The 12,957-nt window shown below is 71.3% G+C and carries 10 protein-coding genes and 1 pseudogene; all 11 read right to left on the minus strand.

Translation table 11 applies throughout. The features are described from left to right. Window positions 1–41: 41 nt before the first annotated feature. On the minus strand, window positions 42–377 hold the full coding sequence (locus tag JO379_RS08580; RefSeq protein ID WP_003957010.1) for an RNA polymerase-binding protein RbpA: 336 nt from the start codon (window positions 375–377) through the stop codon (window positions 42–44). 159 nt (window positions 378–536) lie between these two features. Further along, window positions 537–767, minus strand: a complete 231-nt coding sequence (gene secG, locus JO379_RS08585) for a preprotein translocase subunit SecG (protein WP_184730779.1) — start codon at window positions 765–767, stop codon at window positions 537–539. Between the two features lie 162 nt (window positions 768–929). Then, the gene (gene tpiA, locus JO379_RS08590; protein WP_130877213.1) at window positions 930–1,706 is read right to left on the minus strand and encodes a triose-phosphate isomerase; all 777 of its coding nucleotides are present in this window, start codon (window positions 1,704–1,706) and stop codon (window positions 930–932) included. Between the two features lie 6 nt (window positions 1,707–1,712). After that, complete coding sequence (locus JO379_RS08595; protein WP_130877214.1) at window positions 1,713–2,924, minus strand: phosphoglycerate kinase; 1,212 nt, start codon at window positions 2,922–2,924, stop codon at window positions 1,713–1,715. Window positions 2,925–3,076: 152 nt separating this feature from the next. Next, complete coding sequence (gap, locus tag JO379_RS08600) at window positions 3,077–4,081, minus strand: type I glyceraldehyde-3-phosphate dehydrogenase (protein WP_130877215.1); 1,005 nt, start codon at window positions 4,079–4,081, stop codon at window positions 3,077–3,079. Between the two features lie 252 nt (window positions 4,082–4,333). Then, window positions 4,334–6,604 (minus strand): annotated as a pseudogene (locus tag JO379_RS08605) (M14 family metallopeptidase); the annotation flags it as partial. Window positions 6,605–6,806: 202 nt separating this feature from the next. Continuing rightward, the gene (gene whiA, locus JO379_RS08610; RefSeq protein ID WP_071964484.1) at window positions 6,807–7,814 is read right to left on the minus strand and encodes a DNA-binding protein WhiA; all 1,008 of its coding nucleotides are present in this window, start codon (window positions 7,812–7,814) and stop codon (window positions 6,807–6,809) included. After that, window positions 7,805–8,854: a gluconeogenesis factor YvcK family protein gene (locus JO379_RS08615; RefSeq protein ID WP_130877217.1), complete on the minus strand. Its 1,050-nt coding sequence runs from the start codon at window positions 8,852–8,854 to the stop codon at window positions 7,805–7,807. The genes whiA and JO379_RS08615 overlap by 10 nt, the downstream gene beginning before the upstream one ends. Then, a complete protein-coding gene (gene rapZ / locus JO379_RS08620) occupies window positions 8,851–9,783 on the minus strand; it encodes an RNase adapter RapZ (protein WP_165451511.1) in 933 nt (310 codons plus the stop codon). The genes JO379_RS08615 and rapZ overlap by 4 nt, the downstream gene beginning before the upstream one ends. Before the next feature lie 139 nt (window positions 9,784–9,922). Then, window positions 9,923–11,947, minus strand: coding sequence for an excinuclease ABC subunit UvrC (gene uvrC / locus JO379_RS08625; RefSeq protein ID WP_209514497.1), 2,025 nt, complete (start codon window positions 11,945–11,947; stop codon window positions 9,923–9,925). 164 nt (window positions 11,948–12,111) lie between these two features. Beyond that, window positions 12,112–12,954 (minus strand): hypothetical protein, encoded by an 843-nt coding sequence (locus JO379_RS08630; RefSeq protein ID WP_130877815.1) that lies wholly within the window; start codon window positions 12,952–12,954, stop codon window positions 12,112–12,114. Window positions 12,955–12,957 lie beyond the last annotated feature (3 nt).

Below are 12,957 nucleotides of genomic sequence, written 5' to 3' on the forward strand. Positions count from 1 at the left end.
GAGTGCGCGGCCGGGCCGCTTGACGTGTTCGGTGCCGCTGTTCAGATCTCGCCGCGGAGCTTGGCGAGCGCCTCCGCCAGGATCGCCTCGCCGTCGGCGTCGCTGCGCCGCTCACGGACGTACGCGAGGTGTGTCTTGTACGGCTCGGTACGCGGCGGGTCCGGCGGGTTGTCCCGGTCCTGACCGGCAGGGAAGCCACACCGCGGGCAGTCCCACGTGTCCGGCACCTGCGCGTCGCTGGCGAAGCTCGGCTGCGTCTCGTGCCCGTTCGAGCACCAGAAGGAGATGCGGAGGCGCGGCGCGGACTCGCCCCGCTCGGCCTCCCCCATCGGCCCCGCTCCGACCCGACTTCCTCGGATCGCGTTGCCACTTGCCACGGTCGTAACTCCCTGCGTGATGGTGCTGCGAAGCGACGAGATGAAGCTCCGCGGCGGGCGCCCCAGTCTACGTAAGGCCCAACGCGCGTCCAGTGCCAGGAGTTACAGCCCGGCCGCAAGGACGCGAGCCCCATGATAGGCCGAGCCGACGACGGTGCGTCAGCTATCGAGCTTCATCAGCAGGCCGAGCGCCACGATGCACGCGAACCACAGCAGACCGACGACCACGGTGATGCGGTCGAGGTTGCGCTCGGCGACCGAGGAGCCGCCGACGGAGGACTGCATACCGCCACCGAACATATCGGACAGGCCGCCGCCCTTCCCCTTGTGCATGAGCACCAGCATCATCATCAGCAGGCTGAAGACGATGAGGGCGATCGAGAACCCCATGACCACGGCTTGACCAACTCTCTCGGACTGAAGAATCTCTCGGACGGTAGAACGTGCGGGGCCGGGCGGCGTGAAAACGCCGGTCCCGGCCCCGACAGGGTACGCCGCGGAGCACCCGTCGTCATAGCGGCGGCCTCGGCGGCCGCCCCTGGTCCCGTTCCCTTACTGGTCCCGGAACCGGACGATCTTGACGAACTCGTCCGGGTCCAGCGCCGCGCCACCGATCAGCGCGCCGTCGACGTCGGGCTTGGCCATGATCGCCGCGACGTTCCCGGACTTGACCGAGCCGCCGTACTGGATGCGGACCTTGTCGGCCAGCTCCTGGCTGTACAGCTCGGCGAGGCGGCCGCGGATCGCCCCGCAGACCTCCTGGGCGTCCTCGGGGGTCGCGACCTCGCCGGTGCCGATGGCCCACACCGGCTCGTAGGCGATGACGATCGACTCGGCCTGCTCGGCCGGGATGTCCTTCAGGGCGCCGTCGACCTGGGCCAGCGTGTGCTGGACCTGGTTGCCGGCCTTGCGGACGTCCAGGCCCTCGCCGACGCACAGGATCGGGGTGAGCCCGTGCCGGTAGGCGGCCTTGACCTTGGCGTTGCAGACCTCGTCGGTCTCGGCGTGGTACTGGCGGCGCTCGGAGTGCCCGATGGCCACGTAGGCGCACTTGAGCTTGGAGAGCATCGCGCCGGAGATCTCGCCGGTGTACGCGCCGGAGTCGTACGCCGAGATGTCCTGGGCGCCGTACTTGATCTTCAGCTTGTCGCCGTCGACCAGGGTCTGCACGGAGCGCAGGTCGGTGAACGGCGGCAGGACGGCGACCTCGACCGCGTCGTAGTCCTTGTCGGCGAGGGCGAAGGCGAGCTTCTGGACGTGCGCGATGGCCTCGAGGTGGTTGAGGTTCATCTTCCAGTTGCCCGCCATCAGCGGGGTACGGTCACTCACGTTGGTTCAGTCCTCCAGTGCTGCGAGGCCGGGGAGCGTCTTGCCCTCGAGGTATTCGAGGCTCGCGCCGCCACCGGTCGAAATGTGGCCGAAAGCGTTCTCGTCGAAGCCCAGGGTGCGCACGGCCGCGGCCGAGTCGCCACCGCCGACGACGGTGAACGCGGGGCTGTCGAGGAGACCCTGCGCCACGGCCTTGGTGCCGTTGGCGTAGTCGGGGTGTTCGAAGACACCCATGGGGCCGTTCCAGAAGACCGTGCCCGCGTCGGCGAGCTTCGCGGCGTAGAGCTCGCGGGTCTTCGGGCCGATGTCCAGGCCCTCCTTGTCGGCCGGGATGGCCTCCGCGGCGACGAGCTCGGGGTTGGCCGGGGCCTTGGTCTTCAGGTCCGGGAAGTCGGCGGAGACGAGGACGTCGACGGGGAGGACGAACTCCACGCCGCGCTTCTCGGCCCGCGCCAGGTACTCCAGGCAGACCGGGATCTGGTCCTCCTGCAGCAGCGAGATGCCCACCTCGTGGCCCTTGGCCTTGAGGAAGGTGTAGGACATGCCGCCGCCGATGAGGATGCGGTCGGCCTTCTCCAGCAGGTTGTCGATGACACCCAGCTTGTCGGAGACCTTGGCACCGCCCAGCACCACGACGTAGGGACGCCGCACCTCGTCGGTGAGCTTCTTCAGGACGCCGACCTCGGTGGCGATCAGATCGCCGGCGGCGTGCGGAAGGCGCGCCGGGAGGTCGAAGACCGAGGCGTGCTTGCGGTGCACCGCACCGAAGCCGTCGCCCACGTACAGGTCGGCCAGGGCCGCCAGCTCGTCGGCGAAGGCGCCGCGCTCGGCGTCGTCCTTGCTCGTCTCGCCCGCGTTGAAGCGGAGGTTCTCCAGCAGCGTGACCTCGCCGTTCGCCAGTGCGGCGACGGTGGCCTTCGCGCTGTCGCCCACCGTGTCGGTGGCGAACGAGACGCTCTTGCCCAGGATCTCGCCGAGCCGCGTCGCGGCCGGGGCGAGGGAGTACTGGGGGTCCGGGGCGCCCTTGGGACGGCCCAGGTGGGAGGCGACGATCACCTTGGCGCCCGCCGCGGCGAGCTTGGCGATCGTCGGGGCGACCGCACGGATGCGGCCGTCGTCGGTGATGGTGGTGCCCTCGAGGGGCACGTTGAGGTCGGCGCGGACGAAGACCCGCTTGCCCTCGATGCCGTCCTGGAGGAGTTCGTCGATCGTCTTCATGCAGTGACTCCGGTGACTTCCGTGATCGGGGCCCCTCCCAGCGATAGCTGGGGGACAGTCATAGGACGGGGCCCGTGCGACGCGCCATAGCGTCGCACGAGCCCCGTCCCCTACTTCATCTCGGTGCCCTTGACAGTGCTGTCAGGGAGCGATCAGAGCTGCTCGCCGACGAAGACGGTCAGGTCGACCAGGCGGTTGGAGTAGCCCCACTCGTTGTCGTACCAGCCGACGACCTTGACCTGGTTGCCCTGGACCATGGTCAGGGAGGAGTCGAAGGTGCAGGAGGCCGGCCAGTTCACGATGTCGGAGGAGACGATCGCGTCCTCGGTGTACTCGAGGATGCCCTTGAGCTGGCCCTCGGCGGCCTTCTGGAAGGCGGCGTTGATCTCTTCCTTGCTGGTCTCGCGGTCGAGCTCGAGGACCAGGTCGGTGACCGAGCCGGTCGGGACCGGGACGCGCATGGCGATGCCGTCCAGCTTGCCCTTGAGCTGCGGGAGGACCAAGGCGGTGGCCTTGGCGGCACCGGTCGAGGTCGGAATGATGTTCTCCGCGGCGGCGCGGGCGCGGCGCAGGTCGGAGTGCGGGAAGTCCAGGATCCGCTGGTCGTTGGTGTACGCGTGGACCGTGGTCATCATGCCCTTGACGATGCCGAAGCTCTCGTCGAGGACCTTGGCCATCGGCGCCACACAGTTGGTGGTGCACGAGGCGTTGGAGATGACGTGGTGGTTGGCCGCGTCGTACTTGTCCTGGTTGACGCCCATGACGATCGTGATGTCCTCGTCCTTGGCGGGCGCGGAGATCAGGACCTTCTTGGCGCCGGCCGCGAGGTGCTTCGCGGCGTCGGCCTTCTTGGTGAAGATGCCGGTGGACTCGATGACGATGTCGGCGCCGAGCTCGCCCCAGGGCAGGTTGGCGGGGTCGCGCTCGGCCATCGTCTTGAAGGTCATGGAACCGACGGTGATCGAGTCGTCGGTGTGGCTGACCTCCTGCTTCAGACGACCCAGGATGGTGTCGTACTTCAGCAGGTGGACAAGGGTGGCGTTGTCGGTCAGGTCGTTGACACCGACGATCTGGATGTCCGCACCCTGCTCCAGCAGTGCGCGGAAGTAGTTACGACCGATACGGCCAAAGCCGTTGATGCCTACGCGGATCGTCACGAACCGATCTCCTCGTTGGTTTGCCGGTCTGGACGCCGGCGAGCTGTATGGGATGTCCCCGACCACCCCCGACCCTACCTCTAACAGGGGTCGTACGTGACATTGGCGGCGGGTGCTTTCGGGCGCGCTCAGGCGTGCTCAACCACGCTCAACTGCAGGTCAGCCGCCGATGGCACGCAAAGCGGCACCGACCAGTCCGGCTCGCTCGCGCGGGTCGGACACGTGTTCAAGACCGAAGCCCAGAACGACGGTGTCCCGGGTCGTGACGGCGGCGGCGCCGCCGGCCCGCACTCCACGACCGTCACTCTCCGTCACCGAAGAGCGGTACTCACCGGCCGCCGCGCTGCGGAACTGCGGGAAGGCGTCGGGCGGCAGTTCCTCGGAGATCGGCCGGTAGGCACCGGCCCCTGCCAACGGGCCCCCGGCGGTGCCGAGGGCGGCGGTGGTGCCGGTGAGCTCACCGGCACCGGTGAAGCGCGTGGGCCGGTCGAACAGGGTGCGGGCACCCGCGCCGAGGTAGTACTGGGCGAAGTCGTCGGTGTCGGCCTCGCCGACCCGCGAGCTGCCGCCCGCCCGCACCCCGGCGGTGATCAGCTTGCCGCCCTCGTTGACGAAGTCGCGTACGGCCAGCAGGGTGGCGCCGTCGGGGCGGGAGGTGCCGCTGTACCAGAGCACCGTGTCGAAGTGCCCGAGCACGCCCAGGGCAGGGGGCGCGCCCTTCTCGGCGACGTCCCAGACGACGGCCCCGCGGCCGTTGTCGGTCAGGGCCTTGGCGTACAGGGCGGCGTCGCGTGCCGCCTCCTTGCCGCCCTCGTCCGCGACGACCAGGGTGTCGGCGCGGGGCGTCCGGGCCACGGTGTACGTGAAGGGCTCGCTCGCGGTCCGCTCGCCCTCGCGGGTGCGGCCGGTGAACCAGACGCTGACGGTGGAGCCGGGGCGGACGCCCTCGACGGTGGCGCGGTACTGGTCGAAGCGGATGTTGTCCTCGCCGCCGTAGCGGTCGCCGCCGTCCCAGGCCTCGAGCTCCTCGGTGTGCGTACGTCCGCCGTTCACACGGTAGTTCAGGTGCTTGTCGCGGACGCTCCGGCGGGCGGTGACGGCGACGCTCTGGTCGCCGCCGCGCGCGTAGGAGGTGGTGAAGGCGTGCGGGGTGAAGTCGGGGGCGTCCAGGCCGACGGCGGAGGCGGGGCGGTCACCGCGGCCGGCGGTCTCGGCGACGGACAGGGCGAAGGGGATGTTCTTGGCGAACTCCTGCTGGATCAGCTTCTCGTCGTCGGGGAAGGTGAAGCCGGACCGGCAGTCGGCGGGGTTCCAGCGGTCACCCGGGTCCACCTTGGAGGCGGTCTGGCAGGTCGACATCTCGGGGGTGAACATCATGGTGCCGTTGACGTTGCCCGCGTGGCCGTCGGCCTCGCCGTTGGTGGTGTAGAGCTCGGAGGAGAGCTGCGGCCGGTAGCCGGGGATGGCGGGGTTGCCGGGGGTACCGGCGAGAGCCCGGTAGAGGACGTCGTCGGGGGTGGGGGTGGCGACCTGCCAGCCGACGCCGTAGAGGATCAGCTCGGCGGCCGAGTGGTAGTTGACGGCGTAGCGGAAGCGGTGGCGCTTCTCGAAGGCGTCGATGGCTTGCGTCTCCGGCTCGGAGGCGGGCGCGGGGCCGCGGTAGGTCTCGGACGCCGGGCGCGGTGACGAGCCCTCGTTGTCGTAGCCCCACTTGTAGGAGAAGTTGCGGTTGAGGTCCACGCCGTCGCCGGCGGTGATCTTCCCGTCGCCGTTGTTGTCGCGGAGGTTCTTGCGCCACAGCCGGGTGGCGGGGCCGGCGAAGGTGTGGTCGTAGCCGTCCGGGTTGGCGGACAGCACGAACCACACCTCGGTGGAGTCCACGATCCGGGTGATCCGCTCGTCCTTGCCGTAGCGGTCGAGGTAGTGGTGCATCAGGCGCCGGGTCATCTCCGGCGTGATCCACTCACGGGCGTGCTGGTTGGACATGTAGAGCACCGCCGGCTTGGCGCCGTCGGGGCTCTTCGCCGCGTTCCTCGACACCTTCATGGCGAGGATGTCCTGGCCGCGCACGGTCTTGCCGATGCTGACGACCTTGGTCAGGTCCGGGTGGGCCCGGCCGGTGTCCCTGATCTCCTGCTGCAGTCCGTTCTTCCCGCTGTACGGGCGGAAGACGCCGTCGCCGGCGGCCTCGGTGCGCTCGCGGACGGCCTCGGGGACGCGTCTCTCGGTGAGGTCCACGCCTTGGCCGCGCAGTTCGCGGGCCTGTGCGCCGGTGAGGTGGAGCTCCACGGGCACGGCCTTGCCGCCGGTGATGCGCTCGCCCAGTTCATGGCCGTCGATGCCCGCCGCGAGCAGCAGCGGGACCCGGTCGGCGGTGACCCGTGCGGTCCATACGGAAAGTGGGCCGTCGTCCGCCCGCGGGGCCGCTGGAGTGGATGGTCGCGCGTGTGCCATGGGCGTCGCGGCGAGCCCGCCGAGGAACAGCGAAGCCACCATGAGGACCGATCCCGCCCTGCGTCGCATGAGCCCCCCTTGCTGTTGTCCGTCACTTCGGTACGTGGCCGCCAGACTCATAACCCTTCATGATCATGTCAATGACGCCTTTTGCGTCGCCCTCCCCGGGGCCGCGCGTCCTTGCCCGCACAAAGGACCGCCCCGACACCCTCATGGGTGCCGGGGCGGTCCTTTTGCGAAGTCTGAGTGGTCAGCTGTGAAGTCTGAGTGGTCAGCCGACCATGCCCTCGGCCATCTCCTCGGAGAGGTCGGAGAGGTCCGACAGATTCGATTCGGTGCCGGGGATCCCCAGGTCCTGGGCGCGCTTGTCGGCCATGGCGAGCAGCCGTCGGATCCGGCCGGCGACGGCGTCCTTGGTCAGCGGCGGGTCCGCGAGGGCGCCCAGCTCCTCCAGGGACGCCTGCTTGTGCTCCATGCGCAGCCGGCCCGCGGCGGCGAGGTGCTCGGGCACCTCCTCGCCGAGGATCTCCAGGGCCCGCTGGACCCGGGCGCCCGCGGCGACGGCGGCACGCGCCGAGCGGCGCAGATTGGCGTCGTCGAAATTGGCCAGGCGGTTAGCGGTGGCCCGCACCTCGCGGCGCATCCGCCGCTCCTCCCAGGCCAGCACCGACTCGTGCGCGCCGAGCCGGGTCAACAGCGCGCCGATGGCGTCACCGTCCCGGACGACGACCCGGTCGACGCCCCGCACCTCGCGCGCCTTGGCCGCGATCTGCAGCCGACGGGCCGCGCCGACCAGCGCGAGCGCCGCCTCGGGGCCCGGGCAGGTCACCTCCAGGGACGAGGAGCGGCCGGGCTCGGTGAGCGAGCCGTGAGCGAGGAACGCGCCCCGCCAGGCGGCCTCGGCGTCGCAGGTGGCGCCGGAGACGACCTGTGGGGGCAGCCCGCGGATCGGCCGGCCGCGGCCGTCGACCAGGCCGGTCTGCCGCGCCAGCTGGTCACCGCCCGCCACCACCCGCACCACGTACCGGCTGCCGCGGCGCAGCCCGCCGGGGGCCATCACCACCAGGTCGGAAGCGTGCCCGAAGATCTCCAGGATGTCCTTGCGCAGCCGCCGGGCCGCGATCCCGGTGTCCAGCTCCGCCTCGATCACGATGCGCCCGCTGACCAGGTGCAGACCGCCCGCGAACCGCAGGATCGCCGAGACCTCCGCTTTCCGGCAGCAGGTGCGGGTGACGGGAAGCCGGGAGATTTCGTCCTTCACCGCTGCCGTCATCGCCATGGGCCGATCCTTCCATGCATCCGAAAAATACGGTCGTACGCGGCGGCCAACAGCTCCGGGTCATGCGTCGGGCAGCCGTCGGGGGAGGCGACCGGCGCCAGCTCGACCGTTGCCCCGAGCCGCTTGGCGGCGTCGGTGAGGCTTTCCCGGTCGGGCACGGCGGCCTCGTCGGCCAGCACCACGTCCAGGGCGAGTTTAGGGGCGTGTCGGGCCAAAACCTCCAAATGACGCTGCGGGGAGAAGCCATCTGTTTCGCCGGGTTGCGGTGCGAGGTTCAACGACAGGACCCGGCGGGCCTTGGTCTCCTGCAGTGCCTGGAGCAGCTCGGGGACCAGCAGATGCGGGATGACGGAGGAGAACCAGGAGCCGGGGCCGAGCACCACCCAGTCGGCGTCGAGCACCGCCTCGACGGCCTCGGGCACCGCGGGCGGGTCCTCCGGGACGACGTGCACGGACTGCACGTCGCCCGGGGTGAGCGCCACGGTGGCCTGGCCGCGGACGGTGCTGATGGTGTCGGGCTCGGCCGGGTCGTGGCCCCGGACGAGCGCCTGGAGCTCCAGCGGGACGGCGGACATGGGCAGCACCCGGCCGTGCGCGCCGAGCAGCTTGCCGACCAGGTCCAGGGCGCTGACGTGGTCGCCGAGCTGCTCCCAGAGGGCGACGATCAGCAGATTGCCGACGGCGTGGCCGTGCAGGTCGCCCTCGCTGGCGAAGCGGTGCTGGATCACCCGGGCCCAGGTCTGGCCCCAGTCGTCGTCCCCGCAGAGCGCGGCGAGGGCCTTGCGCAGGTCACCGGGGGGCAGGACGCCCAGCTCATCGCGGAGCCGGCCGCTGGAGCCGCCGTCGTCGGCGACGGTGACGACGGCCGTCAGGTCGCCGGTGATACGGCGCAGCGCGGCGAGCGAGGCGGACAGCCCGTGGCCGCCGCCGAGGGCGACGACCTTGGGCTGGGCACCGGTGTACGCCCGGCCCTCACGGCCGCGGGCCCGGCCGGGGACGAGTCGGCGTACGCGGCGCAGCCGGGAGGTACGGCCGGTCACTCGCGCCCCATGTCCCGGTGGACGACGACGGTCTCGACGCCTTCCGAGACGAGGCGGTGGGCGAGCTTCTCCGACATGGCGACGGACCGGTGCTTGCCGCCGGTGCAGCCGACCGCGATCGTCACATAGCGCTTGCCCTCACGGCGGTAGCCCGCGGCGATGAGCTGGAGCAGCTCGGTGTAGCGGTCGAGGAACTCCTTGGCGCCGGGCTGGTTGAAGACGTAGCCCGAGACCTCCTCGTTCAGGCCGGTGAAGGGGCGCAGCTCCGGGACCCAGTGCGGGTTGGGCAGGAAGCGGCAGTCCACCACGAGGTCGGCGTCGACCGGGAGGCCGTACTTGAAGCCGAAGGACATGACGGTGGCCCGCAGCTCCGGCTCCTCCTCGCCGGCGAACTGGGCGTCCATCTTGGCGCGCAGCTCGTGGACGTTGAGGCTGGAGGTGTCGATGACGAGGTCGGCGTCGCCGCGCAGCTCGCGCAGCAGGTCGCGCTCGGCGGCGATGCCGTCGACGATGCGGCCGGAGCCCTGCAGCGGGTGCGGCCGGCGCACGGACTCGAAGCGGCGCACCAGGGCGTCGTCGGACGCCTCCAGGAAGATGACCCGGCGCTTGACCTTCTTGGCGGCCAGGTCCGCGAGGGACTCGCGCAGATTGTCGAAGAAGCGCCGGCCGCGGACGTCCACGACCACGGCGATGCGGGCCACGTTGCCCTGGGAGCGGGCGCCGAGGTCCACCATGGTGGGGATCAGGGCGGGCGGCAGGTTGTCCACGACGAACCAGCCGAGGTCCTCCAGACACTTCGCGGCGGTGCTGCGGCCCGCCCCCGACATGCCGGAGATGATCACCAGCTCGGGGATTCCCGTTGTCTCGCCGGCCGCATCCGCCGTCGTGCCCGTACTCACCTGTGCTCCGTCTCCGTCGGTGCCGTTCATGCTGTCTTCCCCCGTTCCGCTGACGGCGCCGCGGGCGCGGCTCCGTCTTCCATACTGCGGCCTTGAGGTGCCCAAGGCCCAAACTCCGAGCGTCGTGCTCCGGCGCGTCCGGAGCCGGGGCGTCGGGGGACCGTGCCCATCATTCCTCGGCCCCGTCCATGATCTCGCCCGTGGCGGTGTTGACCGCCGGGGCGGGGGCCGAGGCGGCAAGGGCGGCCACGATCGTCTCGGCCGTCTTCCGCCCGATGCCGGGGGTCTCGCAGATCTGCTCGATCGTCGCGGCGCGCAGCCGCTTGACCGAGCCGAAGTGCTTGATCAGGGCCCGCTTGCGGGTGTCGCCGAGGCCGGCGACGGCGTCGAGGGGCCCGGCCTTCAGCGTCCTGGCACGCTTGCTGCGCTGGTAGGAGATGGCGAACCGGTGTGCCTCGTCGCGGACGCGCTGGAGGAGGTAGAGGCCCTCGCTGGTGCGCGGCAGGACGACGGGGTCCTCCTCGTCGGGCAGCCAGACCTCTTCGAGGCGCTTGGCGAGGCCGCACACGGCGACGTCTTCTATACCGAGCTCGTCCAGCGCCCGCTTGGCGGCCGCGACCTGCGGCCGGCCGCCGTCGACGACGACGAGCTGCGGCGGGTAGGCGAACCGCTTGGGACGGCCGTCGTCCTCCCGGCCCTCGGCGGGGACGGCACCTCCGGTGAACCCCTCGATGGCGTCTTCCGGGGCCCCTTCGGCGGCGCCCTCGGGCCGCTCCTCCCACTCCCCCGTCTTCTGCTTCTCCGCGAGATAGCGGCGGAAGCGGCGGCCGATGACCTCGTGCATGGACCGCACGTCGTCCTGGCCGGCGAAGGACTTGATCTGGAAGCGGCGGTACTCGCTCTTGCGGGCGAGGCCGTCCTCGAAGACGACCATGGAGGCCACCACGTCCTGGCCCTGGAGGTGGGAGATGTCGAAGCACTCCACGCGCAGCGGCGCGGTGTCGAGCCCGAGGGCTTCGGCGATCTCTTCCAGGGCGCGCGAGCGGGTGGTGAGGTCGGAGGCGCGCTTGGTCTTGTGCAGGGCGAGGGCCTGTCCGGCGTTGCGCTGGACCGTGGCCATCAGGTCCTTCTTGTCGCCGCGCTGGGGGATGCGCAGATCGACGCGGGCGCCGCGGCGCTCGGTGAGCCACTGGGTGACGGGCAGGGCCGGGTCGGGGAGGGCGGGGACGAGGACCTCCTTGGGGACCGAGTCGCCCTTCTCCTCCCCGTACAGCTGCTGGAGGGCGTGCTCGACCAGGCCGGCCGTGTCGACGGCCTCGACCTTGTCGGTCACCCAGCCGCGCTGGCCGCGCACCCGCCCGCCGCGCACGTGGAAGATCTGCACGGCGGCCTCCAGCTCGTCCTCGGCGACGGCGATGAGGTCGGCGTCGGTGGCGTCGGCGAGGACCACCGCGTTCTTCTCCATGGCGCGGCGGAGTGCTTCGAGGTCGTCGCGGAGGCGGGCGGCCTTCTCGTACTCCATCTCCTCCGCGGCCTCGTGCATCCGCTGTTCGAGGCGGCGGAGGTAGGTGCCGGTACGGCCGGCCATGAAGTCACAGAAGTCGTCCGCGAGTTCGCGGTGCTCCTCGGGGGTGACGCGGCCGACGCAGGGTGCGGAACACTTGCCGATGTAGCCGAGGAGGCAGGGGCGGCCGATCTGGGCGGAGCGCTTGAACACCCCGGACGAGCACGTCCGTACGGGGAAGACCCGCAGCATCAGATCGACGGTCTCGCGGATCGCCCAGGCGTGGGCGTAGGGGCCGAAGTAGCGCACGCCCTTCTTCTTCGGTCCGCGCATGACCTGGACGCGCGGGAACTCCTCGCCCATCGTGACGGCGAGCGAGGGATAGCTCTTGTCGTCGCGGTACTTGACGTTGAACCGCGGGTCGAACTCCTTGATCCAGGAGTATTCGAGCTGGAGTGCCTCGACCTCGGTGGAGACCACGGTCCATTCGACGGAGGCGGCCGTGGTGACCATGGTGCGGGTGCGCGGGTGCAGCCCGGCGAGGTCCTGGAAGTACGAGGAGAGCCGCTGGCGCAGGCTCTTCGCCTTCCCGACGTAGATCACCCGGCCGTGCTCGTCACGGAATTTGTAGACCCCCGGCGAGTCGGGGATCTGTCCCGGCTTGGGTCGGTAGCTGCTGGGGTCGGCCATGTCACACACCCTACTTGCGGGCAGTGACAACGCGGTCGCCCAGCCGCCCCCGGCGCGCACCACGGGCCCGCTTCCCGGGGATCCGGGGAGCGGGCCCTGGCCGGGCCCCGGCGGCGGGAGATGTGCCGGGGCCCGGGGTGAAACGATTCCGCGTCGGCGGTCCGTCAGCGGCGGCGCAGTCTGCGGCCCGCCACGGCGACGGCGCCGAGGGCGACGAGCGCCCCCGCGGCCGTCGCCGCCGAGGCCGCACCGAGGGGACCGCTGCCGCCGTCCTCCGCCGATGCCCGGGTCTCCTCCCGGGCACCGGCGGGGGCGTCCTGCTCGCCGTAGCCGCCCGCCTGCCCCTTCTTGGCGTAGGCGGAGCCGGGCAGCTTGTCGCCGTACGCCGCCCGGACGCGGTCCCGGTAGCGGTCGAGGGTGGTCCCCTTGGCGCCGATCGCCCGGGTGGCGTCCGGGTCGAGCGGCAGCACGCGATCGCCGCGCTGGACGTACCAGGCGTCGATCTGGGGCTCACGGAAGACGGTCCCGCCGCCGAGCCGCGCGCTGCCCTCGGCCGCGTAGCGCGTCTCGTCGTCGCCGGTGGCGATGTTGACGACCTTCCAGGCGTCCCCGGTCCGCGCGGTCCACACCGAGGCCTTCCGCCCGTCGGCCGAGACGGCCTTGCTGGCGAGGAAGTCGAGCGAGGCGACCGGGGCACCCGCCTTACCGGCCACGAACTCCCGGGCGAGCGTGTAGACGGGCACGGTGCTCCCCTCGATCCTCGGCTTCGCCTTCGCCGGGGCGACGGCGCCGTCCCGGGCGAAGAAGCGGGAGAGGGTGTCGAGGGTCGCCGGGGCCGACGCCGCGTCGTGGGCGGCGGCGACCGCGGGGGCCGGCGGCGGTGTGGGGGCCGCCGGGGCCTGGGCCGCGTGGGCGAGCGGGGCAAGGCCGAGGAGGGCCGCGGTGAGGGCACCCGCGGCCGCCGCACGGGCCGCGGTGTTCCGCACGGTGCTCTTCGAGGTGTTCATCAT

This window comes from Streptomyces syringium, assembly GCF_017876625.1.
Lineage (GTDB): Bacteria > Actinomycetota > Actinomycetes > Streptomycetales > Streptomycetaceae > Streptomyces > Streptomyces syringius.